The organism is Streptococcus fryi (genome assembly GCF_053206505.1).
Map to the genome: position 1 here is coordinate 1 of NZ_JBRUGW010000031.1, position 24,484 is coordinate 24,484.

Consider the following 24,484-nt stretch of genomic DNA (forward strand, 5'->3'; position numbering starts at 1 on the left):
TTCCGAAACTTTGACAACTTTAAAAGAAGGATTTTGATTGCCTTGAACATCAAAAAGGAGAGAACCAATCTGATTCTCTCCAGATGTTAGCTTTTCATCTACCCACTACAGTTGACAAAGAGCCACATTTGGCTCCTTTTCTATGACTAATTATCCTTTTCTTCCCATAATCATTGATGCTAAGCTAACAACAATGACCGAACCCAAGACAGATGGTAAAATGGCCATTCCAGCCAAGCTAGGACCCCAGCTACCAAATAAACCTTGTCCTACTGATGAACCAATAAGACCTGAACCAATCGTTGCAATCCAACCCATTGAATCTTTTTTCTTAGTAATACCACCTGCAAGTGAACCAATTAGTGCACCCACTAATAGTGACCAAATCATATTTAATACCTCTCAATTATACTGATTATTTTCTTGGAAAAACATAGAAGAGGCAGCTCTTTAAGGCGCTACCTCTTCTCCTATTATTTTAAAATAGCTATTATTTTACTCTAGGCTCAGCTGCTTTTTCAATGTCTTCTTTAACATCTTCTGCTTTATTGCCTAATTTTTCACCTGCATCTTTTGCAACTTCTTTAGCTTCATCTGCTTTTTGAGAAACAAATTCTCCTGTTGCTTGTGCTGCATCTTCTAAACGATCTTGAACTGTAACTGAATCTGCTTCATGCTCTTCTTTTGTCTTGATATCAATAACTTTTACATTGATTTCAACAACTTTTAAGTGTGTCATTTTTTCAACGTCTTTCGCTACTGATGTTTTGATCGCTTCAGCAATTTTTGGAATATCTTTTTGGTATTCAACGATGACATCAAGATCTACCGCAACTTCTTTTTGACCTACTTCAACATTAACACCTGCTGTTACATCATCAGAATTAACCGTTTTCTTCTTCAAATCTGAGAAGAAACCACCACTGATTGCCAATAAACCATCAATATTTTCAAGTGTGTTACCAATGATTTTTTTGATAACTTTGTCCTCATAAGTTAAAGTTGTTTTTAAATTGTTAGTTGTTTGATTATTTTGTTGTGTGTGTGACATATAATTTTCCTCTATTTATATCTTTATTTTTTATATTTTATTTATCTTATCGTGTCTAAGACTTAGATAACACGTGGTTCTTTTGCTTCTGTTACTTGATTAACTTTACCTGTAACAGCAGACTTCATAACACCTGCTTGCTTAACAGCCATTTCACCTGTTGAGTGAGCAACATCTGATACCTTATCTTGAAGCGTTACAGAATCTTCTTCAAACTGAGCTCGTGTTTTAATATCTACAACAGTAACATTAACTTCGATAACCTCAAGATCAGTCATGCGTCCGATCTCTGCAGCAATCACTGATTTAATGCTATCAAAAATGGTACCAACATGCTTACCATACTCAACGACAACATTGAGGTCCACTGCAACCTGCTTTTTACCAACTTCAACATTGATACCTTCAGTGACATCATCTGTTGAAACAACCTTATTCTTAAGGTTTGAGAAGAATCCTCCATCAACTGATAGTAAGCCTTCAACATTCTCAAGAGCATAGCCTACAATTTTTTCGATAACTTTGTCATCATATAACAATTCCCCTGAAGGAATAGTAGCTGCTGTTTCTTTTACCATTTCTTTTACCATAGTTTTTACCTCTTTTTAAATTAAATTATTTTTTCTGATTAACGATTTGTTTAACATCAGCAATTGCTTTTTCTAAGATACCTGTACTCTTTAATTGGTTTCCTAAGTATGCACCCAAGGCTACAATAAGTAACAAGAAGATTGTTTTAAAGAAACCAAACGATAGAATGAGTAAGGCCAGAATCAAGGCAATAACTGCACCTGCTATACTATATTTGTACTGTTCAATAAATTCCATTTTGAGACACTCCTACTCAACACGACTATTTTGTTTCGCTGATCTTTTCGGTGTGTCAACACCTGCAATTTCAACTTGCAATTTTAGTGGTTGATTTAATCCAATAAACTGTTGTAAGGCTTGTGTGATATCTGCTTTGACTACTTCTGATTGTGCAATAACAGAATGCTTCGTAACAACATCTCCCTTAACTCTTACTTTCAATTTCTTTTTGTAAAGGCGCGTTGTTACTTTAGGATTCTTCATGAAACCTTTTTGAATAACTAGCGACTTAACCAAGCCATCTATCGCTGAGCTCTTTAAGATAAGTTTTCCGTTGTCCTCTGCCAGATCAATTTCTGTTTTGTTCTTTGGATAGAAAACGATTATAAGCAATACAATCAACAGAATGACTGATACAATCAAGGCTAACCAGAATAAATAATAAGATACCGCAGACTGAATAAAGCCAAGGGGTTTTGGAATAAGTCCTAAAACCTTGATTTGTGCTGGCATTAGAATTCCTTTTAAGTTCGATAGCATTAGCGACAAACTAACAATAAGTAGAATCACTGTTACAATAACACCAACACTCTTTTTTAGACGAGACATTCCGTCGCCTCCTATTTTAAAATTTATAATTTTTTAACATAGCTAATTTGGGCAGTCATGTAATCACCGGTGTACTTTTACATGATGACACTTTAGAAACTATAAGTTTTTCATAAACAAATTTCTCAACTTGCTCAAAGTGACCACGCTTATCTTTAACTATGTGGTTAGTATACACTAAAAAAAATACCTTCGCAAGTTTTTTGCTCATAACATAAAAAAGATAAGAAAAGTTCGCTTCAACATATCCTCTCTTATCTTCTTGATTATCATCTTTATTTTTCCTTAATCTTCTGCTACTAAAGTTTCAATAGTCTCTGTTGTAATGTCAATAGGCTCATCGTTAAAAAAACTATTAACACGTGTCAATACACTATCGTCCCCAACAAAGTAGACAATATCATCTATCTCAACTGTAGCATATGGTCCAGGTGAAAGCATGAGGGTAGGACCATGCTGAATGGCAATTATCGTCGCACCTGTCTGATGCCAGATATTTAACTCGCTTAATGATTGACCCGTCTTGCTTTTTCCTGTAACCGTTAGCTCATAAGGTCTAAAAGGATAGTGTTTTTTTGCAACGGATACTTGATTCATAAAAGCGTGAATCATCTGTTTCATACGATCCATCTCTTGCTTTTGATGATTGATTGTAGAGATAATATCTGTTGAAAGCGTCTTGATACTTTTCTCTGAATCGTATTGCGCTAAAAATTCCTCTGCTTTTTCTTTTGAAATAACTTTGGACCCTTTTCCCTGTTTGACTTCTAAAATTTCTAAGTCAACTAAAACATTTATTGCTTTGCGTGCGGTCTCTGGTGAAACACCAAAATTACTTGCAATGGTTGAACGCGATTTAATAGTTTCACCAACTTCATATTTTCCCTCAACAATTCGTTGCGCAATTTCAATCGCTACTTTTTGATATTTTGATGTTATTATCGTTTTTACTCTTGGCATAATGACCTCCTATCAACTTACCTGTCATTCGAGATAGTAAATTAATTATATCATAAGAAACCCAAACAATAGGCATGAATAGCTTAGTCTGTGACTTTAGCGATAAAAGTAATAGCAGTCGTCAAATAGTTTTACAAAAAAACTCCCTACACAATGTTAGGAAGTAAGTTGTGATTGCTTAAATAAGCATATGATTTGAATCTAACGACCTTATCGATTCTTAAGTCCAAGATAACGTTTGTACCAAATATTGATATAAGATTGTGAAAATGGCCCCTTTTCATTGTTGATCCAGTCAACAAGAATTTTGACGTTTTCTTTCAGAATGTAATCCAAATCAGGTGAATAACCCATTGTACGTTTGTGTGCTTCATATTCATCTACGTCCAACAGTTTCTTTTCACCATCTGCAAAAACCTTGACATCAAGATCATAGTCAATATATTTGAGAGCTTCCTCATCCATAAGATAAGGACTAGCAAGATTGCAATAATAGGAAATCCCATTATCACGTATCATAGCTACAATATTAAACCAATATTTTTTATGGAAATAGACAATGGCTGGTTCACGTGTCACCCATCTTCTCCCATCATTTTCGGTAACAAGAGTATGATCATTAACTCCAATCAAAGCATTTTCCGTTGTTTTGAGTACCATAGTATCCCGCCAAGTGCGATGGAGACTACCATTATGCTTATAACTTTGAATAGTAATAAAATCGCCTTCTTTAGGTAATTTCATCTCTTACCAACTTTCTACAAAGACGTTATCTCTTATAGTCTACCATAATTTTTAAAAAATTGCACTTGTCATCCTGAAAACTTCTAAAGAAAATCTCTTAAAGCTTGATTAATGTTATCAAAATCAAAACCTTTTCTAGCTAAGCCTTGTATCAACCGTTGACGCAAGTCATATCCTTTATATTTGCGATTATATTTGAGATATTGTTTTTCCAACTCTTTGTAAAGCAAGTCGCATTCCTCACCTTCATTTTTTTCAGGTGATAGTCTTGAAAAGGCTGATTGTGCTTCTTGATAACTAAATCCTTTAGCAACCAACCCTTGAACAATCTTTGTCTCCAATGACCTATGAGATAATTTAGCTTGATATTTTCGATAAACTTTTTGAGCGACTTTATCGGCAACGTTATCAAATATAAATGTCTCTGAAACCTTATTTAAGATTATTGGTGATATTCCTTTTTGACTTAACTTTTGTTTTAGCACTTGATTGCCTTTATCCCCAGATAAACGATTCTGTTCATATACTTGATAAGCATAGCGTTCATCATCTAACCACTTGTCCTTTATAAGACGTTTCAAAACCGGGTCTATTCGCTCTTCTACAATCTCATGTTGGCGTAAATAATCTCTCACTTCCTTAATCGTTCGTGATTTAAAAGACAAATAATAAAGCGCCAAATTATGTCCATGAGAAAATTGAGCAAAATCTTTAATATCAGTTAATAACTCTTGATTAAGTCTCATGCCCTTTGTCAGCATATACCGAACAACCGTATCCTCTGTGACATAGAACCTATCAACATCATCTACTTCAATCAAATACAGCCTTTTCTTTTTTTCAATTTTTGTTATTTTCATACTCTTATTATACCATGTCAATAGTTACACTTCGTTAACAAAATTTTTAATATTAACATTAACAAATAACCGCGTTACATGATAAAATAGAGCTATGGTATTAGCAAAAAAACAACATATTCAATTAAAAATCAAGCGCATGGGCATCAATGGCGAAGGTATCGGTTTTTACCAGAAAACACTGGTCTTTGTACCTGGTGCCTTAAAAGGTGAGGAAGTTGTCTGTCAGGTTACAGACATCAAGCGAAACTTTATCCAAGCCAAACTTATCAAAGTCAATAAAACCTCACGATTTAGGGTTCAAGCTCCCTGTGAAGTTTATGAAGCTTGTGGTGGTTGCCAAATCATGCACCTTCGCTACGATAAACAACTAGAGTTTAAAAAGGATGTTTTGGCTCAAGCCTTGAAAAAATTCAAACCAAAAGGCTACGAAAGCTATGAGCTTCGCGACACAATCGGTATGGATAATCCTCAACACTATCGCGCCAAACTCCAATTCCAAACACGTCAAGTGGGTAAACATGTGATTGCAGGACTCTATGCCCAAAACTCCCATCATTTAATTACGATTAGGGATTGCTATGTGCAAGACAAAGTCACACAAGATATCATCAATACCGTTTCTGATTTAGCAGGAAAATATAACTTACCAATCTATGACGAACGTAAACAACAAGGACTAAGAACTGTCATGGTTCGTCGTGCCATTTCAAGCAAGCAAGTCCAGTTGATTTTTATCACGAGTAAGGTCCTAAAGCTAGCACCCTTAATCAAGGAATTAACCGAAACGTTCCCTGAGATAAAGACTATCGCCGTTAATTGGAATGCTACCAAGTCTAGTGAGATTTATGGGGAAGAAACAGATATCATTTGGGGACAAGAGACTATTCAAGAAGAAGTGCTTGATTACCATTTTTCTCTATCACCACGCGCTTTTTATCAACTCAACCCCCAACAAACCCAACTCCTCTATCAACAGGTCGTTGACGCTTTAGAAGTTAGTGAGAAGGACCATGTGATTGATGCGTACTGCGGTGTAGGCACTATCGGTTTTGCTTTTGCCAATAAAGTCGCTTCTGTCCGTGGAATGGATATCATTCCCCAAGCTATCGCAGATGCTAAGAAAAATGCTCTAAAAATGGGCTTCAACAACACTCACTATGAAACAGGTACCGCTGAAACCATTATTCCTCGTTGGTACAGGGAAGGCTACCGTGCTTCAGCATTGATTGTTGACCCGCCTCGGACTGGGCTTGATGATAAATTACTAGACACTATTTTAAAATACCCCTCTCCTAAGATGGTTTATGTCTCCTGTAATGTCTCAACCCTTGCTAGAGACTTGGTCAAACTCTCAAAAGTTTATCAAGTGGACTACATCCAATCCGTTGATATGTTTCCACACACGGCCAGAACTGAAGCCGTGGTCAAACTAACCAAACATGTATAACAAAACCCGAGCTAGATCTCGGGTTTTTCATTATTAAGTTGTCGGACGTGATTTGCGTTCGATATCAGCTAAGATAGTTGCCACAAAATCAGCAACAGTCTCTGTATGAGTATCCTTACTGCCATAGCGACGGACATTAACAGACTTAGTTTCCATCTCCTTATCCCCTACAATTAACTGATAAGGAATCTTAGACGTTTGACTCTGACGGATCTTGTACTGCATTTTTTCATTTCGCTCATCCACCACAGCACGAACACCACGATTTTGCAATTCTTTTGCCACTTCCCAAGCGTAGTCTGTATGGAGTTCATTTGATACTGGGATAAGAGTGACTTGTGTTGGTGCTAACCACGTTGGGAATGCTCCTTTGTAAGTTTCAATCAAGATCGCTGTGAAACGTTCCATAGTTGAAATAACACCACGGTGAATCATGACTGGACGGTGTTCTTCACCATCAGCACCAATGTAAGTAAGGCCGAAACGCTCTGGTAACAAGAAGTCAAGCTGAATCGTTGATAACGTTTCTTCGTTACCCAAAGCTGTCTTCACTTGGATATCTAGCTTAGGTCCATAGAAGGCCGCTTCCCCCTCAGCTTCAAAATAGTCCAGTTCCATATCATCCATGGCCGCTTTCAACATACGTTGAGCGTTTTCCCACATTTCATCGTTATCAAAATATTTTTCTTTATCTTCTGGGTCACGGTAAGATAAACGGAAACGGTAATCCGTCAAGTTGAAGTCAGCGTAAACATCAATAATGAGTTGTAGAGCACGTTTGAATTCTTCTTGGATTTGTTCTGGTGTAACAAAGATATGACCGTCATTCAAGGTCATTTCACGAACACGTTGAAGACCTGACAATGCTCCTGATTTTTCATAGCGGTGCATCATACCAAGTTCCGCAATACGGACAGGTAATTCACGATAAGAGCGGACATCATTTTTATAAACTTGGATGTGGTGTGGACAGTTCATTGGTCGAAGGACAAACTCTTCACCATCTCCCATATCCATAGTTGGGAACATGTCATCTTGATAGTGCTCCCAGTGTCCAGATGTCTTATACAAGTCAACCGAAGCAAGTGGTGGGGTATAAACATGTTGGTATCCTGATGCTAATTCTTTATCAGTGATATAACGTTCCAAGGTACGACGGATTGTAGCACCATTTGGCAACCAGAATGGTAAACCTTGACCAACTTCTTGGCTAATCATAAAGAGATCTAGCTCCTTACCAAGTTTACGGTGGTCACGTTCTTTTGCTTCTTCACGCATTTTGAGGTAATCTTTAAGGTCCTTTTTATCAAACCAAGCTGTCCCGTAAACACGTTGCATCATTGGGTTATCGCTCTTACCACGCCAGTAGGCTCCTGCAACGTTAAGCAAATGGAAAACTTGGATACGACCTGTCGTTGGCACATGCGGTCCTCTACAAAGGTCAACGTATTCACCTTGTGTGTAAATCGTTAAACCACCCTCGTCATCTGAATGTTCATGAATCAATTCTAATTTATAAGGGTCATCCTTGAAAATCTCAAGCGCTTCGTCTTTTGAGACTTCACGGCGTTCAGAAGGGAAGTTCTCTTTCACAATCTTTTGCATTTCAGCTTCGATGGCTGCTAAGTCTTCGTTTGAAATTTGACCTGCCGCATTGTCCGTATCATAATAAAAACCATCTTGAATAGCTGGGCCAACTCCTAATTTAACATCTGGGAATAGACGACGAGCAGCTTGCGCAAACAAGTGTGCGGCAGAGTGACGTAAAACATCCAATGCATCTTCATGGTCGGGCGTTACAATTTCAAGCGCTCCATCTTCAGTAAGAGCACGTGTTGTATCAACTAATTTACCATTAAATTTACCCGCAAGTGCTTTTTTAGCGAGCGAGTTACTAATTGATTGGGCTACTTCAAAAGTCGTAATGCCTGATTCAAATTCACGAACAGCACCATCTGGAAAAGTAATCTTAATCATATAATCTCCTTTTTGTAAATATCATGAGCAGTAAAGAGGAAGGCCAAGATACAAAAAACGACATCCTAAGCAAAGGACGTCGTAACGTGGTTCCACCTTCATTTATGTAAGACAAAAAGACTCACACCTCTGAGTTAGCTATAAGGGAGCCACCCTTTTATGTTGTCATAAAAAACGAGGAAGGAGTATTGATTGATAGGCATACGTCTTTTCAGCAACCAGACGCTCTCTCAAATACCAGACACAATCAACTTGTCTTCAATTGCTATTATAGCATGAATTCTATTTTTTTCAAGCCCTACTACTCTAAAAAATCTTTTATTCCTTTTGCTAATTTCAAGGAAGTTTTCATCACCTTAGTTGAGGTTGTTGCTGTTTTTTTAAAAACTTTCACAGGCATAATAACCGTTGATTTAACAAGGTGTATTGAACGAGCTGCCTTGCTTCCCTCAATCATTAACGACAGCTTTTCTCTTTTCTGTGTTTTTTTGGAAATAATCACATCTAAGTAAAAAGAATACACCGTTTTACCAAAATGTTCTGCTGAAATCTCATACAATTTGGCTTCCAGCTCATTTTCCACCATTTGAGGAGTATCTACAATAGCATCTAAGATAGCATCAGATAAGTCTGTTTCACGGTAAAAAAGTGTCCCAAACATCTTATCAGTAATTAAATCATCCAGATATGGATTTCCATGAGCAATAATGGGTTTAGCTGAAGCTAAACTCTCCGTATAAGTCAACCCTTGTGTTTCACTTGTTGAAGCACTAACAAAAAAATCACAGGCCTTGTAATAAATAGCTGTTTGATCATGTGGAACCATACCTGTAAAGATAACCTTATCAACGAGTTTCAATCTTTTAGTCAAGTCCTTCAATTCAGAAAGATAGGGACCATCTCCAACAATTACTAACTTAACTTTTTCATTTTCTTTTACCACAGTAACCATCGCCCTAATAATGGCTTGTATGTTTTTTTCATAAGAAACTCGGGATAAACTAAGAAGCATAATATCTGTATCGGATAGACCTAATTCTTGTCTCAAGTCACAGATGTCAGTCTGACAAATATCCTCACGGACATAATTTTCTAAACTAATTCCTGTTGGTATAATACGTTTAGGGAGCTTTATGTCATAACCATCTAGTACATTTTGAACTATCCTACTGGGACAGATCACACCATCAAGCCCTGTCAAATAATCACGAATGATGTATTTTACCATACTAGGTGTAATAACCTTCCCTTTAGCAAAGTAATGGACATAATCTTCATATTGGGTATGATAGGTATGTACCACGGGAATACGTAAAGCTCTTCCAATCCACTTGCCAAACATCCCTACACTGAACTCTGTTTGGGTATGAATAATATCTAATTGATAGGTCTTGGCTATTTTGTAAGCTTCTATTAAGCCACGATAGACAATACGTCTGTCTGTAAAAGAAATAAAGGGAATACTTGGTAGACGAATAATCGTCGGGTCTTCATAACGTTTTACTTCTTTATCTGTCGTCGTAAAAATATAAACTTCGTTGCCCAACTTTTCTAACTCTTCTTTCAAGGTAGAAATACTAGTTGCAACACCCGATACTTGAGGAAAATAAGTATCCGTGAATAAACCGATACGCATATCAAACTCCTTTTCTCCTCATCCAACTTTTATTTTTGATTGAGTACGTCTTGGTAAACGTGAACTAATTGGTCCGCAATCTTATCAAGGCTACGAGATTGGGCTACTGCATAACCTTCTGAAGTTTTATCAATCTTACCATCTAAAACATCTTGAATAGCTGCCACAAAGCCATCAACATCATTAGCTAAATTAACTGATGCTTGGTTGAGCCATCCTTTATAAACAGGAATATCCCTTAGAATCACATTTTGTCCGCTCGCTAGTGCTTCAAGAACAACAATGCCTTCTGTCTCCTCCTTACTAGGAAAGAAAAAAGCATCTGCACCACTCATAGCACCTTCAAAAATATCGCCCTTGATATATCCTGCAAAGGTAACATTGGTGGGATGATTTTTTTCAACAATCCTTCTAACAGACCATGGAATTACCCACTTATTTGTCTCGCCAAACCAAATAAAGCGTACATGAGGCATTTTTTCAGCAACCTTGATAAAATCTTCAATCCCTTTACGCTTGAAATAAAGCCCCGCACACATCACAACAGGCTGATCATCTGCCAAACCAAAGTGAGTTTTAAAAGCTGCCTCTTTTGCGGAATTAGGTTGATATCGACTTAAATCTATACCATTAGAAACATCATAAACAGGTGTTGTAATACCATAGCCTTCAATCAATTGCTTGGAATAATCTGTTGGTGTGATAATCGCATCGGCCTTTTGATAAAAACGACAAAGATACCATTTAAACAGAGGGCTAATAAGATTAGATCCGATAAAAGAATCTCTAAAATCTTCCTCCGTTGAATGACCATGCATAATCACTTTTTTCCCAAGTCTTTGACTCTTAGACATTAGTAACCAACTTTTGATACCATACGTATTTAAGTGTAACAAATCATAAGATTCTTTAGGCGTAGTTGTATAAGGAATACCTTTTAAACTCAGAGCTTTTTCTTGATGTTTAATCGCACGCCCAATACCTGATTTTCGCAAATAATGAGGTGCCTCTAAATACAATAATACTTTCATACCTTCTTATTATATCTTATTTCAGTTTTTTTTTCATCTCAACTCTAGCAAAAGACGCAAAATAGGTCTTTAGAAAGATAAATGGAGACACATAGAGGAAGTAAGAAATCAAAAAACAGGACTGAGAGATACATCGTGATTTCATAAAATCGATTTTATCATCTTAGTCCCGAAAGGTTAATTAAGTTGGATACTGTCATCCCAATTTCAATCATTATTATCTTATGATTGGAGATAGTCTCTGCTATACTTCGCAAAAAACTCTTTGGTTCTTACTTCTTTTGGATGATTAAAGAGCTCATCAGGTGTTCCTGATTCTAGGATTTTCCCTTTTTCCAAAAAGAGTACCTTATCAGCCACTTGATAGACAAAATTCATATCGTGACTGACCAAAATCATAGTCTGACCTGCTTTTGCAGCATCTGCAATAGATTTCTCCACCTCTCCAACTAATTCTGGATCTAAAGCTGAAGTAGGCTCATCCAAGAGTAAAACATCTGGCTTCATGGCTAAAGCTCTAGCTAGTGCAACACGCTGCTTTTGACCACCTGATAAGTGCCTAGGGTAATGCCCTTCCCTATCTGACAAGCCTACTCTAGCCAATTCTTGCTTAGCAATAGTTGTCGCTTCATCATCCGATAGCTTTTTGACAATTTTTAAACCTTCTTTGACATTATCAAGAGCTGTCCTGCGTTCAAATAAATTGAATTGCTGAAAAACCATAGCTAACTTACGACGCAATGTCAAAATATCATTTTTAGTAATTGTGGTAAAGTCAACCGTAAAATCATCAATGGTAATGGTACCAGAATCAGCCTCTTCTAAATAGTTCAAAGAACGTAAAAATGTCGATTTGCCAGCTCCAGAGGCCCCGACTAAAGCAATGACTTCACCCTTTTGAATTTCTAAATTAAGGTCATCAAGTACCTTTTGACCTGAGAAGGTTTTGGATAAATGTGAAATACGAATCATATCAAATCACCTCCTACCTGTTGCTTAATTTGGACTGGTATAGCCATACGCTTCTCAACAAAACGTCCAAACTGTTCAATAATAATACTGATAAACCAATAAACTAAGGCAACCGATATGAAGCGTTCAAAGTAACGATAATCTGAACCACCCAAAATTTGCGCTTGGGCAAACATTTCCACAATACCTGCATTAAACGCAAGCGAGGTTCCCTTGGTCATACCAATTAGGGTATTGATAAGGGTCGGTGTTGCAACTACGGCTGCATTGGGAATAATCACACGACGATACACTTGACTTTCGGTCATGCCAAGACTTCTTGCCGCCTCAATCTCGCCTTGATTGACCGACTGAATGGCAGCACGAATGGTCTCACTGGTATAAGCTGCCTCATTAAAAGCGAAAGCAGTAACCGCAAATAATTCCGCTGGTAAGGCATTGATATTTAAATTAAAACCATACTTAGTATTGATAGCCTTTAACAGGAGAGGAATACCATAGTAGCTCAACATCAGCTGAACCATGACAGGTGTCCCACGCAAGAAACTAACTAAAACAGATTGTATGGGATATAGCAATTTGATTTTTTTAATTTTAACGATGGCAAATACGAGAGCCAAAATCAAGCCAAACAAGGCACCTGCCAAGGTCAAGCTTAAGGTCACGGGTAATTTTCCTAGAATAGTTGGTATGGCATCAAAAACAGCCCTCCAACTAAATAGACGACCTGTCGGAATCAGCTCTAAGAAAGCCTTATACCAAGCAGGCATCAGGATATAAAGGTCCATAAATTCTCCTATCTCAACAGTTATTATCTCAAAAAGCCAGAAGGCGTTAACAAATATGAGACATACTTATCTTATCTATCTCTTTCATTGTAACACACCTCTAGCTTTGTTATGGATAAGGATTTACTATCAGTCTGATAAGGCTAAGCTATCAGTAGCTAACGCGCTTAATAGACGTTAAGTTTAGAAGGTCTGACGTTTTGCCTTACGCTCAGCACGACCCTTAGCACGCACTTCAACACGACGCTCTTTACGACGTTTTTCCTTAACCTTCCACTCAATTTTTTTCTTATAGCCTGGTTTGATTTTTTTCTTTTTCTTCTTAACCAGTCCGATAATTTCAGTATCTGGGGCAATGGTCTTCTTCTCACGGTTCAATCGACGATCACGGTCATAAGTTTCTTGGAATTCACCATCTTTTAAGACTTTTGGGACAAAACGAATCCCTAATTTTTCAAGGTCTCGAATGTCTGAATCATCACTTGGTTGATAGAGTGTAATCGCAATACCTGATAAACCATTACGACCTGTTCGACCAACACGATGGACGAAGAAAGATAAATCCTGTGGAATCTGGTCATTGATAACATGGCTAACACCTTCAATATCAATACCGCGTGCTGCCAAATCCGTTGCCACGATATACTCATAATCCAAATGCTTCACTTGGTTCATGATCCGTTTACGTTCACGTGGTGGAATACCACCGTGAATCTTAGCAACTTTCAAACCATTAGACACAAGATAAGAATGAAGCTCATCGGCTCTCTCTTTTGTATTAACAAAAATCATTGCTAGATAGGGTTGAAGCATTTTGGTCATTTCCAGAATCTGAGCATTTTTATCACGTCCTTTGGTTGAAACCAACCAGTTATCAATAGTGTCTGCGATAACCGTCTGTGTCTTGATTTGCTCCATGACAGGATTGGTCAGGTATTTTTTCAAGAAAGGTTGGAGTTTTTGAGGAATAGTTGCTGAAAAGACCAGGATTTGCACCTGCTTAGGTAAGCGAGAGGCAATTTTATCCACTGTATCTAAAAAGCCCATATCTAAGGTCATATCTGCCTCATCGACCACAAAGGTGTGTGCCTTGTGAATTGCCAAATCTCCCGATGTCACCAAATCATAGATACGACCTGGAGTACCAATCACCATATGGGGTTGACTGGTTTGAAGTTTTTCGATCTGGCGTTGCTTATCTGTACCACCCACATAATTAACGACCCGAATATCTTCTTCCGAATGGTCTGCTAGTTGCTTACTCGCTTGGTAAATCTGAGTCGCCAATTCACGACTCGGTGCTGTTATAACCACCTGTACCTCATCTATCATCGGATTTAAACGCTCAAAAATAGGTAATAAAAAGGTATGCGTTTTACCAGAACCCGTCTTAGACTCTCCGACAAGGTCACGACCTGAACGCACCACAGGAATCAACTTTTGTTGCACCTCTGTCGGCTTTTTGAAACCAATTTCCTCTAAGGCCGATTGAATAAAGGGTTTAAAATTAAAATCGTTAAATGACATCTTTTTCCTTTCACATCATTATATCTATACGTTTTAGCACTCCTTATTATAGCATACTTCCTGTCAAATCCCTAATAGAGCCTCTATGAATAACGATAAATATACAGTTGAGTATTTTCCGTATTATTTAAACATCATTAACATCTGAGAGTTATCCAATGAAAAAAGAGTCTGAGGAAAAACTTTACCTCAAACTCTTCAGAATGTTAGATGAATAAGTGTTCTGCTATGATGATCAACTATGACGATAATCTAAAATAAGCCATTCATGAATATCTTTTGTGCGTATTTACACCTTATTCGTCAGATTATTACTTTTTTCAAAACATTTAGTTATGAAAAGAAAATAGTTTTTATTGTTCGAAAAATAAATATTTTACGCTTATGAGATTCAATTTCCAATAAAAATCATAACTTGTTCATAAATAAAGCAATGCCAAAACAATGACACTAGACAAGGCACTAAGCCCCCAAAAGAAAAAGTCTACTTGCCATTCAGACCATTTCTCTCCTTGACCTGTTAAGCCCCCCAATTCAAAGTGATGATGTAAAGGTGTCATTCGGAAAATACGTCGACCTTCGCCATATTTCTTTTTGGTCCATTTAAAATAAGACACCTGGAGCATGACAGAACTCGTCTCTAGGACGTAAACCAAGCCAATAATAAGTAAGGTCCACTCCTGCCTCAAGGCTATCGAAATCGCTGCTAACATAGCACCTAGCGCTAAGCTACCAACATCTCCCATAAAAACCTTAGCAGGTTTATGATTATAGATAAAGAATCCTAACAATGCACCAATCATAGTCATAATAATCAAAAGGACATCCATTTGATCTTGACGATAAGCAATAACACCATAGGCTGACAGACTAATCACCACAGAAATCGAAGCTAAGCCATCAATGCCATCTGTTAAGTTCACTGCATTTGAAAAACCAACTACCCAAAATAGAAGGAAAACTAAATAAAGAAAACCCAGTGGCACATCCCACCCAAACACATTAACGCTACTAATACCAGTAGCACTAATTTGAGTCAGATAAAAGACAAGTCCTCCAAACAACTGGAGCCCCATTTTCTGACGGGCCGTTAAACCTTCATTAACCTTTTTAAAAATCTTTAAAAAGTCATCCAAAAAACCAATTGTTCCGTAAATGAGAAGAATGGCCAATATCGCTAATAGACTCGTTATCTGATATCCTGATGATTTTAAAATAAAACCACTTATTAAACTAGTAAGAAGAGAAACCACCAAAAAGACTGTTCCACCCATAGTTGGTGTCCCTGCCTTTGCTAAATGTTGTTTAACATCTTCATGCATTTGCTGACCACCAATTTTTTTAAATTGATAGTATCTAATAAACCAAGGCATCGCTACTACTGTCAGAACAAAGGCAAGTAGGCTAGCCATAAAACTTAATAACATATTTCTCTCCTAAGTAAGCCTCATCTTACTTAAACTTACTTTTTAATTGATTATTCCAGAGTTACAGTCAACTCTTTCACACCTTTTAACTTAGTACCAATTTTGACACTCTGATCAACAACCGTTCCTTTGGTTTTGCCTTTATAAGTGATAGTAATCCCTGTCCACTTTGCAAAAGCTTTTATACTTTCTTTGGTCCAACCATACATATCCGGAACAGCTGTAAAATGATCTGTTAACAGCAATACTTGTTTACCTGATGATACATTTTGCCCTTTTTTAACAGATACCTTTGTCACCTCACTACCTGTACCCAAAATAATAGGGTGAAGCAAATTTTGGCGAAGCCTTTCTGCAACTGGACCTGGAACATCACCTACGATATCTGGAAAAGCATAAGGTAGTTCCTGATCTGTGCTGGTATAGGCAGAACTTAGTAGAAGGTCTTGCAATAACATTGCCTCTGTTAAAACAGGATTAAAGATTTTTTGCCAATCGATACCATTAAACTTTTTCTCAGGTTGCCTAAATGTAACATACATAACGAACATAGGGTCTTCTGCGGGTACCATAGCCACAACCGAGTGTAAATAATCATTCTCACCTGTTAGGTATCCATTTTTCTCTGCGATCTGAGCTGTCCCAGACTTCACTGCGACATTATAGCCTCCAACTTGGACGATTGGGCCTGTTTCACTGGTATAAAGCGTTCCATAGTAAGGATCAGTTCCCACCGTCACCATATAATCTCTTGTTTTTTTAGCTGCTTTTTTGGAAACAGGATGTCCAACAACCTCTTTTAATGCCACACGGGTAGCACCTGTTTGAGAATCCTCTATTTTGCTAATAAACTGTGGCTCCAGCATTTCTCCGTTATTTGAAATAGCTGAAAAGGCACGCATCATTTGAGCTTGAGTAACATTAATCCCTTGCCCAAAGGCACTCATTGCCATTGTTACTTCATTATCTTCCGGAAGATTACCTCCCACTTCACCACCCATACCAAATCGTGTTGGCAAACCAAAACGATATTGTAATAAATAGGTCAACCACACTTTGTCAGTCATCTCCTTTTCAAGCATCGTCATTCCGATATTACTTGAAAAAGCAAAAGCCTGCGCCATGTTCATATACTCACCATCTGATAGTCCCTGATTGACTTTCCAGTCCTTAATAACAACATCGGCTACATTAAGCTGATTGTTAAAGAAAGTCTCCTCTGGATTAAATGTACCATTATCTAAAGCAGCAGCAAGCGTCATCACTTTCATGGTCGACCCCGGCTCAAAGGCAGTCTGGAAAAACTGGCTATTCCATAAATAATCTTTGTGAATTCCCTCTTTTGTATCTGCATTAAAGGTCGGACGTTGCGTTAACGCTAAAATTTCTCCTGTTTTAGCATTCATTAATACAGCACTCGCTTGACGAGACAAAACACTTTCTTGGAAAATATCCATCTGAGCTTCTAAATGCGATTGAATAGGAGCTGATAAAGTTGTATAAACATCTTTACCATCCTTGGCTTCCTTGACTGTTGTCCCTGTCCCTAAAAGAGCAACACCTTTTCGGTCTTTCTGATAAACCATTTCGCCATCTGTTCCCGATAAGAGACTATTAAGGTATAACTCCATCCCTGTTTGACCAACAAGGCTTTTACTCGTATCTTCATTTTCTTTTAAGGTTGTGTAACCGATGAAATCCGATGCAAAAACCCCGTTAGGATAATGACGTCCTGGACTTTTATTAAAATCAATGCCTTTAATGTCATTATCTGAAATAGCCTTGCTAATATCCTTCATCGTGGCATAAGAAATATTTGATCCTTTTGCTCCAAATTCGGTTTGAACAAGACCATCTTGTGATAATTTTTCAATCACGTAATCTTTGTCCATGCCTAAGTATTCATTAAAAATATCAGCGACTGTATTGTATTTTGAGGGTTCAACATACATAATATCCCCTGCTTCGCTAACATTATCTTTTGAAATAATCGCAAAGACACCATATGTTGTTGAGTCCTCTGCAATAACATTACCGTTACGATCATAAATAGTCCCTCGCTTAGCCTGAACCGTTATCTTACGCTGATAAACCTCCGATGCTAGTTGCGACAAGTCTTCCCCAAACTTACTATCAGTACCAATAATAATCGCAAAATTAATCATAAACACAAAGAAAATAGAGATTGTCAGCAACATTAAATTCTGACCAACTCTCTCTCTGTTGCTTTTTGGTAACCGCCTATCAGATACTGCAAATGCGATACAACGGCTTATAAATTTTTTCATAGACTATTCCACCTTCTTGACATTATTATATTGTGGGCTTAGTCCTACATCTTTAGCAGTTGTAATCACACGTTCCAAGCGCGTTAATTCACTCACATCTTGTTTAGCATTACTCAATTCAGTCGTTGTTACATTGATTTCTTTTTTCAACCGAGTTACCTCTTGTTGAACCTGTAGTAACCTACTCTGTAAATAAACGATGCTAGTTGCCATAGTGATAGCTGTTAGCAACAAGACTATATAAAATCCCTTTTCAATACGGCTAAATGTCTTTATCCTATCTTGTAGGATTGACATGATTGCCTCATTTCGTCTATCATTTTTCATGTATTATTTCCTAATTTTTTTGATGACTCTCAGTTTAGCTGAATGTGCCCTATTATTCTGAGCTAGCTCTTCCTCAGTCGGTAATATCGGCTTTCGAGTTACTAATTCGAACTTTGGTAGCAATTCATCTGGGATGTAAGGTAAACCTTTTGGAAGATCAACATGGCTAGCTTCTTTAAACAATTGCTTAGCCAAGCGATCCTCTAAGGAATGAAATGTAATCACTGAGATCCGACCATCGACAGCCAACATGTCCAAAGCTTGTTGGAGCGATTCATCTGCTGCACCCAGTTCGTCATTAACTTCAATACGAATCGCTTGAAAAATCTGCTTTGCTGGGTGACCTTTTTTCTTCAATTCTTTAGCTGGTTTGGATGACTTAATAATTTCAGCTAGCTCTGTCGTTGTTACTATCGGTTTTACTAATCGTGACTGCTCAATATGACGGGCAACTTGTTTTGAAAACTTATCTTCACCATATTTGAAAAAAATCCTAACCAATTCCTGATAAGAATAATTATTAACCACATCATAAGCCGTCAAATTAGCTTCACGATTCATACGCATATCTAACGGTGCATCCTGCTTATAAGAAAAGCCACGTTCACGCTCATCAAGCTGTGGACTCGATACACCCAAGTCATAAATAATGCCATCAATCTCAGAGACACCATACTCAGCTAAAGCTGCTTTAAGATGCCTAAAATTCGATTTGATAAAGGTCACTCTCCCCTTCTTGACATCATCTGCCAATCGGATTCGAGCATTATCAATAGCCTTTTGGTCTTGATCAAAGCAATATAAATGCCCAGTTGGCCCTAATTGCGATAAAAGATAAGCACTATGTCCTGCACCACCTAAAGTAGCATCAACATAGATACCATCAGGCTTGACAGCAAGCATATCAACAGTTTCAGATAAAAGTACGGTTACATGGTGAAAATCATTAGTCATAACCTTTATTATAACACACTCAAAAAAAGATGTCACACAATACAATACCCTTCATTTAAAGCACTAATATCTAAAAAAGCATGAGGCAATCTGCCTCATACTTTTATTATATTATTTACTCTTTTACTCCGCTGTATGACCGGCTATTAACTCTGACTCTGCCTCATTGGAAGGACTAAGTGTTTCTGATTCTATAGGTGATGATTCAACTGGTGGTGCATCATTTGATGGTACTTCTGGTTGGGGCTCCTCTACTGACGGAACTACCTCTACAACAGGAGCAGATGGTGTAGGAGTGGCTTCAACAACTTCATGGTCATCTTGCTGTGCTGTAGTAGGTGTCTCTCGCTGTGGTTGCTCTTTTTGAGATAAACGTTCCTGTACTAATTTTATACGTTCCTCAAGTTCCTTTCTCGATTTAGGTGCAGTAACCTTCGCTACTTTCTCTTGAGCTAATGAAATATTCGAAAGATCTGGGTTATTTTCTAAATAATGGACTGCTCGTTCTGCTTCCTCAAAAACATCTTTGTTTTTGAGTTTAGCTTGCACAACAGAAATTCTAGCTAAAAAACTCGTTTTTTCTTTTGAATCTGATAATTTATCAACCGATTCCTGAGCGATTTTCAACGCTTCAGGAGTTTGTTTTTCTTCCAAAAGTGCAACTGCCTTCTCAACCAATTCTACTGAAGATGATGCATCAGTTCCTTTTTTAGGTTTGAATATGGTATGCTCCCCTTTTGGTGTTGATGACAATAAAAAACGTTGCCCTAAAAAAATCCCTACACCTAATAAAATCATTAGGGACACGGCCAACAAGCCCATCAAGACATGCTTTAATTTTTTCATAATACTATTCCTCAAATCATTTTTTCTAAATGTTTATCCACTAAAGGTAATTACTCCCTCAGATAGTATTTCAAACAAGTATTAGCTAAATTATAACAGATTAACCTTATTATTGCATTTAAAAAGCTATTTTTTTCTCAATATTTGATAGCATATTACTCCTTAAAACAATCATTTTATCCACATGGTCAACATTAAATCCCTTCTTCTAAATTTGGAACATTCAAAACCATTTGTACAGAATCTGCTATACTAAATGATATCATTTTAGGGTAATAATTATGGTTTACCTTGTTGTTAATTCCGAAACTTTTGATTATAATAAAAGCATGAAAAAGAATATCACCCTCATTTTACTATTTATCGTCATTTTACTCACCGCTACCTTGTCATTAGCAAATATGCAACCCGTTGTGGTTAATTATCTGTTCGGCAGTTTCAAGACACCACTCATCCTACTGATACTAATGTCAGTCGCTCTAGGATTTCTTATCCAAAGTCTTATCAGTCTTCCCAAACATTTTTCAATGCGCCAAGAAATCAACCACATGAAAAAAGAACTGCAATCAGTTAACGAGCATATTCACCATAAGCTTGAAGGAAGCGTTTCTGATAATAACTCACAATCAAAAGAGTAACTACTCAAGATCTCGTTTAGAAAGAAGAAAGCACATAAAGCCCCCTCTCTTATCAAGCGTAAGAGAGGGGGCTTTTTAGGAAAGGGTCCAATGATTAACGTAAAATAGATTTTTCCGTTTCTTTATCAAAGAAATGTGCCTTGTTCAATTCAAATGTCAAGGTTACTTTATCACCTGGTTTATGGTAATCTCTAGCATCAACACGAGATACAAACTCTGTGTCATCAATTCGGCTATACAGCATTGACTCTGAACCAAGCAATTCTGATACCACAACTTCCGCTGTAACAGATGTATTTGGGAAAGTCTCTAAAGCAATTTGTGAGCTCTTAATATCTTCAGGACGAAGACCTAAAATCAACTCTTTTCCTTCATAACCTAATTCTTTTAATTGCTTATACTGACCAAGTGGTAACTCTAAATTCAAATCGCCGTGATTAGTCACATAGCCATTCTCAAGATGAACATTAAAGAAGTTCATGGCTGGGCTTCCGATGAATCCTGCTACAAATTTATTCGCAGGTGAATTATAAAGCTCTTGAGGACTTCCGATTTGTTCAACACGACCAATCGTTCCTGTTCCACTAGCATTCTTAGTAGCGCTCATGATAACAATACGATCTGCAAGCGTCATCGCTTCTGTTTGGTCATGGGTAACATAAATGGTTGTTGCCCCAATACGACGGTGGATTTTCGCAATTTCCGCACGCATCGACACACGAAGCTTCGCATCAAGGTTTGATAACGGCTCATCCATCAAGAATACTTTGGCATCACGCACGATAGCACGCCCCATCGCTACACGTTGACGCTGACCACCTGACAAATCAGCTGGCTTACGCTTCAAGAAATCCGTCAAACCAAGAATTTCTGCTGCTTCCTTCACACGCTTATCAATATCTTCTTTACTATATTTTCGCAATTTCAACCCAAATGCCATATTATCGTAAACAGTCATGTGTGGGTATAGGGCATAGTTTTGGAAAACCATGGCAATGTCACGGTCCTTAGGTGCCACATCATTCATCAAGGTATCATCAATGTAAAGTTCACCTTCAGTGATATCTTCAAGACCTGCAATCATACGAAGTGTCGTTGATTTACCACAACCAGAAGGCCCAACAAAAACGATAAATTCTTTATCTTTGATATCTAAATTAAAGTCTTCAACAGAATAGTGTTCACTGTTTGGGTATTTTTTATAAATCTGTTTTAAGTCAATTTGTACCATGTACTTTCTCCTTTGATTATCTTACCTATATGATACCAAAAGCTTATCTCATTGACAGCTGACACCTTGCACAAACTAACTGTGCACCTTGCACAAAACTAGAAACGTTTCGCTTGGATAGCCAAGTAAGTCAAGGCTAAATCATTCATACGTTTCAAATCCAGACCAGTCATCTCCTCAAATTTATCCAAACGATGCTGTAGAGTATTCCGATGTAAAAATAAACGTTTCGCCGCCTTCGTTTGAACCCCTTTTTCTTCCCAAAGGGCATCAACAATCTCATCCATCCCTAATTGTGCCATTAAACCCTGATAGTAGTCTAAGAAATACAAGAACAACTCATGCGCCTCACTGGCTAACCAATACAGTAAATCTGACAATGTCAACACTCTCTGTTTTCGAGATGTTCTTAGATAATACTGAAAAACCTCTTCCTCCTTCTCTAATAACTCACCCCAATGTTCCTTGTCCTGCTTACTCCAAATCTGTCCAAGCATAAAGGTCAACTGGCATCCAAAATCAAACTCCAAAACATGACGAATATCTTTCAATTGCTCCAAGGCAGAAAAATAAAGGCTCTGATTTAGCAAAAGAATAATCGTATCACCCAGCATAAACCATGTCACACAATTGGGAAGACTGCTTGTTAAAGTCTCCATAAAAGCCTCTTCATCAAACAAATTAGTCTCTATGATATGTCTACTCAGATGAAGGCACTGGACACTATCAACACGGTCATCAGGAGACTTCCCCTTATGAAAAAGGTAGTGTTGCCAAGGATTTTGAGAAAAAGATGCTCCTGCTGAGGAAGGGATGAGGCTTTCGAGAAGAACAGATTCTCTCTCACTTAACCCTGATTTATCAATCTGAAACCAACTATTATCATCCAAAGGTATGTAGTAATAGACTGATTCTGACACTCTGATATATACCTGCTTACCATCTGGAAACAAACGTTCTAATCGATTTTTCATACATGCTCCTTTACTTTTATTATACAAAAAATCCCACTAGAGTCCAACTCCAGTGGGCAACTTCTTATCAAGATTGAGATTGGTAATGATAGCGAATCGTATAGCTACGCTCTTCTCCTTTTTGTAAGACAATATCAGCTAAATGAGGATGATTGATGGCATTTGGAGGGAATTGAGCTTCTAAAGCTACCCCTTGATGTTTTTGGTTTTCAGCACCACCATCTTTGGCAAACTTAGCACCTTCCTCAGGGAAATTAAGCGTGTAAACCACAAGGGCATTTCGATCAGAGTAGATCGACACGCTATCACCACTCACTTCTTCTGTCAAAATGGCAATTGGTGTCTCAAGAGATGGAGCAACAATAAAGGTATCATCAATGCCACCTGTTTGCTCAATGGCTAAGCTCAGATTTTTTCCCTGTCTAAAATCATAGGCTGTATCTGTCACATCTAGTAAGACACCGCTTGGAATTAGCTCATCATCTACCTCTAATATGTGATTTGCGGGAACTTGAAAATGATGGTTTTTCAAATCCTGACTATCTCCTAGATTAAAATAAACATGATTAGTTGGGTTGAACAAGGTGTGCTCTGTCACATCATAGCCCTTGTAAGTAACTGTTAATTGATTCTCATCATCTAGTGTGTAAGTCGCTGACACGGTCATATCACCTGGGAATTGGTCATCTTCTGCTTTAGCACGATAGGTAAAACGCACACCAACGACAGATTGCTCCTCAAATGTCTCAAACGACCAATTCTTAGTGTGTAGGCCATTGGGGCCACCGTGTAAACAGTTGGCATTGTTATTGATTGGTAACTGATAGACCTTGCCATTAACCTCTGCATGCCCCTTGCCGATACGACCAGCAACACGACCAACCGATTGTCCAGCACAGAAACCCGTATTTTGGTAATCTTCTGGCTGGTCAAAGCCTAAAACAAGATTCTTGTGACCACCTTCTGCTCGAGGTACAAGAAAGCTTTGCCATGTTGCACCTAAAGTGATAAAGCTTGCCTCAATACCATGATTATTAATCAAGCGAATTTGTGTGATGACTTCTCCATTCAAGTCATCTAAAATTGTTTTAAAGATTTTCATCTTAACTCCTTTATTGCTCATCATATTCTTCCACTCTATTGTACACCTAATCGAGCATAAAGTAAACGTTTTCCAAAATGGTTTTACGTCTTCAAAATGACCTTTGATAAATCTATTATAATCATTTAGTTTTAAAATAGTATTCCAAAGCAGACTGAACAGAACATCCTGTTCTTAACAACTCAGTCACCTTTCTTTTTAGAGTAGCCCAAAACTGTTCAATGGGATTGAGTTCAGGAGAATAGGGTGGCAAAGGAAGAAAGTAATGCCTGCTTGCTATAG

26 protein-coding genes are annotated in these 24,484 nt (G+C 37.7%); 3 read left to right on the plus strand and 23 right to left on the minus strand.

Going from position 1 to position 24,484, the window contains the following annotated elements:
• Positions 1-150: 150 nt before the first annotated feature.
• The 8 genes from ACVRZH_RS08060 to recX all read right to left on the minus strand — a co-directional run bounded on the left by ACVRZH_RS08060 (position 151) and on the right by recX (position 5,034).
• On the minus strand, positions 151-390 hold the full coding sequence (locus tag ACVRZH_RS08060; RefSeq protein ID WP_447454787.1) for a GlsB/YeaQ/YmgE family stress response membrane protein: 240 nt from the start codon (positions 388-390) through the stop codon (positions 151-153).
• Between the two features lie 100 nt (positions 391-490).
• The gene (locus ACVRZH_RS08065) at positions 491-1,051 is read right to left on the minus strand and encodes an Asp23/Gls24 family envelope stress response protein (protein ID WP_447454788.1); all 561 of its coding nucleotides are present in this window, start codon (positions 1,049-1,051) and stop codon (positions 491-493) included.
• 62 nt (positions 1,052-1,113) lie between these two features.
• Positions 1,114-1,641 carry an Asp23/Gls24 family envelope stress response protein gene (locus ACVRZH_RS08070; RefSeq protein ID WP_447454789.1) on the minus strand — a complete coding sequence of 176 codons (528 nt, stop codon included), beginning with the start codon at positions 1,639-1,641 and terminating at the stop codon, positions 1,114-1,116.
• A 25-nt stretch (positions 1,642-1,666) separates the two neighbouring features.
• Entirely contained in the window at positions 1,667-1,879 is a 213-nt protein-coding gene (locus ACVRZH_RS08075) for a DUF2273 domain-containing protein (RefSeq protein WP_447454790.1), read from the minus strand.
• Positions 1,880-1,891: 12 nt separating this feature from the next.
• Positions 1,892-2,470: an alkaline shock response membrane anchor protein AmaP gene (gene amaP / locus ACVRZH_RS08080; RefSeq protein ID WP_447454791.1), complete on the minus strand. Its 579-nt coding sequence runs from the start codon at positions 2,468-2,470 to the stop codon at positions 1,892-1,894.
• A 285-nt stretch (positions 2,471-2,755) separates the two neighbouring features.
• Positions 2,756-3,430, minus strand: a complete 675-nt coding sequence (locus tag ACVRZH_RS08085) for a GntR family transcriptional regulator (protein ID WP_447454792.1) — start codon at positions 3,428-3,430, stop codon at positions 2,756-2,758.
• 210 nt (positions 3,431-3,640) lie between these two features.
• Entirely contained in the window at positions 3,641-4,174 is a 534-nt protein-coding gene (ntdP, locus tag ACVRZH_RS08090) for a nucleoside tri-diphosphate phosphatase (protein WP_447454793.1), read from the minus strand.
• An 83-nt stretch (positions 4,175-4,257) separates the two neighbouring features.
• Entirely contained in the window at positions 4,258-5,034 is a 777-nt protein-coding gene (gene recX, locus ACVRZH_RS08095; protein ID WP_447454794.1) for a recombination regulator RecX, read from the minus strand.
• A 94-nt stretch (positions 5,035-5,128) separates the two neighbouring features.
• Between recX and rlmD the strand changes: the two genes are divergently transcribed.
• Complete coding sequence (rlmD, locus tag ACVRZH_RS08100; RefSeq protein WP_447454795.1) at positions 5,129-6,484, plus strand: 23S rRNA (uracil(1939)-C(5))-methyltransferase RlmD; 1,356 nt, start codon at positions 5,129-5,131, stop codon at positions 6,482-6,484.
• Positions 6,485-6,517: 33 nt separating this feature from the next.
• On the opposite strand, the gene thrS is transcribed toward rlmD, so the two are convergent.
• The 5 genes from thrS to ACVRZH_RS08125 all read right to left on the minus strand — a co-directional run bounded on the left by thrS (position 6,518) and on the right by ACVRZH_RS08125 (position 12,888).
• The gene (gene thrS, locus ACVRZH_RS08105; RefSeq protein WP_447454796.1) at positions 6,518-8,461 is read right to left on the minus strand and encodes a threonine--tRNA ligase; all 1,944 of its coding nucleotides are present in this window, start codon (positions 8,459-8,461) and stop codon (positions 6,518-6,520) included.
• 301 nt (positions 8,462-8,762) lie between these two features.
• On the minus strand, positions 8,763-10,097 hold the full coding sequence (locus tag ACVRZH_RS08110) for a glycosyltransferase family 4 protein (protein WP_447454797.1): 1,335 nt from the start codon (positions 10,095-10,097) through the stop codon (positions 8,763-8,765).
• A 29-nt stretch (positions 10,098-10,126) separates the two neighbouring features.
• Positions 10,127-11,128, minus strand: coding sequence for an LTA glycolipid anchor biosynthesis glycosyltransferase, IagA/BgsA family (locus ACVRZH_RS08115; RefSeq protein WP_447454798.1), 1,002 nt, complete (start codon positions 11,126-11,128; stop codon positions 10,127-10,129).
• Between the two features lie 222 nt (positions 11,129-11,350).
• The gene (locus ACVRZH_RS08120) at positions 11,351-12,100 is read right to left on the minus strand and encodes an amino acid ABC transporter ATP-binding protein (RefSeq protein ID WP_447454799.1); all 750 of its coding nucleotides are present in this window, start codon (positions 12,098-12,100) and stop codon (positions 11,351-11,353) included.
• On the minus strand, positions 12,097-12,888 hold the full coding sequence (locus ACVRZH_RS08125; protein ID WP_447454800.1) for an amino acid ABC transporter permease: 792 nt from the start codon (positions 12,886-12,888) through the stop codon (positions 12,097-12,099). Before ACVRZH_RS08125 ends, ACVRZH_RS08120 begins: the two co-directional genes overlap by 4 nt.
• Positions 12,889-12,943: 55 nt before the next feature.
• Between ACVRZH_RS08125 and ACVRZH_RS08130 the strand changes: the two genes are divergently transcribed.
• Positions 12,944-13,069 carry a hypothetical protein gene (locus tag ACVRZH_RS08130; RefSeq protein ID WP_447454801.1) on the plus strand — a complete coding sequence of 42 codons (126 nt, stop codon included), beginning with the start codon at positions 12,944-12,946 and terminating at the stop codon, positions 13,067-13,069.
• A 2-nt stretch (positions 13,070-13,071) separates the two neighbouring features.
• On the opposite strand, the gene ACVRZH_RS08135 is transcribed toward ACVRZH_RS08130, so the two are convergent.
• The 6 genes from ACVRZH_RS08135 to ACVRZH_RS08160 form a co-directional block, all read right to left on the minus strand.
• Complete coding sequence (locus tag ACVRZH_RS08135; RefSeq protein WP_447454802.1) at positions 13,072-14,415, minus strand: DEAD/DEAH box helicase; 1,344 nt, start codon at positions 14,413-14,415, stop codon at positions 13,072-13,074.
• Between the two features lie 419 nt (positions 14,416-14,834).
• On the minus strand, positions 14,835-15,842 hold the full coding sequence (gene mraY, locus ACVRZH_RS08140; RefSeq protein WP_447454803.1) for a phospho-N-acetylmuramoyl-pentapeptide-transferase: 1,008 nt from the start codon (positions 15,840-15,842) through the stop codon (positions 14,835-14,837).
• 50 nt (positions 15,843-15,892) lie between these two features.
• A complete protein-coding gene (pbp2x, locus tag ACVRZH_RS08145; RefSeq protein ID WP_447454804.1) occupies positions 15,893-18,130 on the minus strand; it encodes a penicillin-binding protein PBP2X in 2,238 nt (745 codons plus the stop codon).
• 3 nt (positions 18,131-18,133) lie between these two features.
• The gene (gene ftsL, locus ACVRZH_RS08150; RefSeq protein WP_447454805.1) at positions 18,134-18,457 is read right to left on the minus strand and encodes a cell division protein FtsL; all 324 of its coding nucleotides are present in this window, start codon (positions 18,455-18,457) and stop codon (positions 18,134-18,136) included.
• A 3-nt stretch (positions 18,458-18,460) separates the two neighbouring features.
• Positions 18,461-19,411, minus strand: coding sequence for a 16S rRNA (cytosine(1402)-N(4))-methyltransferase RsmH (gene rsmH, locus ACVRZH_RS08155; protein WP_447454806.1), 951 nt, complete (start codon positions 19,409-19,411; stop codon positions 18,461-18,463).
• Positions 19,412-19,534: 123 nt separating this feature from the next.
• Entirely contained in the window at positions 19,535-20,257 is a 723-nt protein-coding gene (locus ACVRZH_RS08160; protein ID WP_447454807.1) for a hypothetical protein, read from the minus strand.
• A 281-nt stretch (positions 20,258-20,538) separates the two neighbouring features.
• On the opposite strand from ACVRZH_RS08160, the gene ACVRZH_RS08165 reads away from it, so the two are divergent.
• Positions 20,539-20,895 carry a LapA family protein gene (locus ACVRZH_RS08165; protein ID WP_447454808.1) on the plus strand — a complete coding sequence of 119 codons (357 nt, stop codon included), beginning with the start codon at positions 20,539-20,541 and terminating at the stop codon, positions 20,893-20,895.
• A 94-nt stretch (positions 20,896-20,989) separates the two neighbouring features.
• On the opposite strand, the gene ACVRZH_RS08170 is transcribed toward ACVRZH_RS08165, so the two are convergent.
• The 4 genes from ACVRZH_RS08170 to ACVRZH_RS08185 all read right to left on the minus strand — a co-directional run bounded on the left by ACVRZH_RS08170 (position 20,990) and on the right by ACVRZH_RS08185 (position 24,455).
• Positions 20,990-22,126, minus strand: a complete 1,137-nt coding sequence (locus tag ACVRZH_RS08170) for an ABC transporter ATP-binding protein (protein ID WP_447454809.1) — start codon at positions 22,124-22,126, stop codon at positions 20,990-20,992.
• A gap of 98 nt (positions 22,127-22,224) precedes the next feature.
• Positions 22,225-23,100 carry a PucR family transcriptional regulator gene (locus tag ACVRZH_RS08175; RefSeq protein ID WP_447454810.1) on the minus strand — a complete coding sequence of 292 codons (876 nt, stop codon included), beginning with the start codon at positions 23,098-23,100 and terminating at the stop codon, positions 22,225-22,227.
• 67 nt (positions 23,101-23,167) lie between these two features.
• A complete protein-coding gene (locus ACVRZH_RS08180; RefSeq protein ID WP_447454811.1) occupies positions 23,168-24,202 on the minus strand; it encodes an aldose epimerase family protein in 1,035 nt (344 codons plus the stop codon).
• Positions 24,203-24,323: 121 nt separating this feature from the next.
• Complete coding sequence (locus tag ACVRZH_RS08185; protein WP_447454812.1) at positions 24,324-24,455, minus strand: transposase; 132 nt, start codon at positions 24,453-24,455, stop codon at positions 24,324-24,326.
• Between the last annotated feature and the right edge of the window lie 29 nt (positions 24,456-24,484).

Coding starts and splice junctions, on each gene's coding strand:
- ACVRZH_RS08060 (WP_447454787.1), bottom strand. CDS start 390: ATGATTTGGTCACTATTAGTGGGTGCACTAATTGGTTCACTTGCAGGT.
- ACVRZH_RS08065 (WP_447454788.1), bottom strand. CDS start 1,051: ATGTCACACACACAACAAAATAATCAAACAACTAACAATTTAAAAACA.
- ACVRZH_RS08070 (WP_447454789.1), bottom strand. CDS start 1,641: ATGGTAAAAGAAATGGTAAAAGAAACAGCAGCTACTATTCCTTCAGGG.
- ACVRZH_RS08075 (WP_447454790.1), bottom strand. CDS start 1,879: ATGGAATTTATTGAACAGTACAAATATAGTATAGCAGGTGCAGTTATT.
- amaP (WP_447454791.1), bottom strand. CDS start 2,470: ATGTCTCGTCTAAAAAAGAGTGTTGGTGTTATTGTAACAGTGATTCTA.
- ACVRZH_RS08085 (WP_447454792.1), bottom strand. CDS start 3,430: ATGCCAAGAGTAAAAACGATAATAACATCAAAATATCAAAAAGTAGCG.
- ntdP (WP_447454793.1), bottom strand. CDS start 4,174: ATGAAATTACCTAAAGAAGGCGATTTTATTACTATTCAAAGTTATAAG.
- recX (WP_447454794.1), bottom strand. CDS start 5,034: ATGAAAATAACAAAAATTGAAAAAAAGAAAAGGCTGTATTTGATTGAA.
- rlmD (WP_447454795.1), top strand. CDS start 5,129: ATGGTATTAGCAAAAAAACAACATATTCAATTAAAAATCAAGCGCATG.
- thrS (WP_447454796.1), bottom strand. CDS start 8,461: ATGATTAAGATTACTTTTCCAGATGGTGCTGTTCGTGAATTTGAATCA.
- ACVRZH_RS08110 (WP_447454797.1), bottom strand. CDS start 10,097: ATGCGTATCGGTTTATTCACGGATACTTATTTTCCTCAAGTATCGGGT.
- ACVRZH_RS08115 (WP_447454798.1), bottom strand. CDS start 11,128: ATGAAAGTATTATTGTATTTAGAGGCACCTCATTATTTGCGAAAATCA.
- ACVRZH_RS08120 (WP_447454799.1), bottom strand. CDS start 12,100: ATGATTCGTATTTCACATTTATCCAAAACCTTCTCAGGTCAAAAGGTA.
- ACVRZH_RS08125 (WP_447454800.1), bottom strand. CDS start 12,888: ATGGACCTTTATATCCTGATGCCTGCTTGGTATAAGGCTTTCTTAGAG.
- ACVRZH_RS08130 (WP_447454801.1), top strand. CDS start 12,944: ATGAGACATACTTATCTTATCTATCTCTTTCATTGTAACACACCTCTA.
- ACVRZH_RS08135 (WP_447454802.1), bottom strand. CDS start 14,415: ATGTCATTTAACGATTTTAATTTTAAACCCTTTATTCAATCGGCCTTA.
- mraY (WP_447454803.1), bottom strand. CDS start 15,842: ATGTTATTAAGTTTTATGGCTAGCCTACTTGCCTTTGTTCTGACAGTA.
- pbp2x (WP_447454804.1), bottom strand. CDS start 18,130: ATGAAAAAATTTATAAGCCGTTGTATCGCATTTGCAGTATCTGATAGG.
- ftsL (WP_447454805.1), bottom strand. CDS start 18,457: ATGAAAAATGATAGACGAAATGAGGCAATCATGTCAATCCTACAAGAT.
- rsmH (WP_447454806.1), bottom strand. CDS start 19,411: ATGACTAATGATTTTCACCATGTAACCGTACTTTTATCTGAAACTGTT.
- ACVRZH_RS08160 (WP_447454807.1), bottom strand. CDS start 20,257: ATGAAAAAATTAAAGCATGTCTTGATGGGCTTGTTGGCCGTGTCCCTA.
- ACVRZH_RS08165 (WP_447454808.1), top strand. CDS start 20,539: ATGGTTTACCTTGTTGTTAATTCCGAAACTTTTGATTATAATAAAAGC.
- ACVRZH_RS08170 (WP_447454809.1), bottom strand. CDS start 22,126: ATGGTACAAATTGACTTAAAACAGATTTATAAAAAATACCCAAACAGT.
- ACVRZH_RS08175 (WP_447454810.1), bottom strand. CDS start 23,100: ATGAAAAATCGATTAGAACGTTTGTTTCCAGATGGTAAGCAGGTATAT.
- ACVRZH_RS08180 (WP_447454811.1), bottom strand. CDS start 24,202: ATGAAAATCTTTAAAACAATTTTAGATGACTTGAATGGAGAAGTCATC.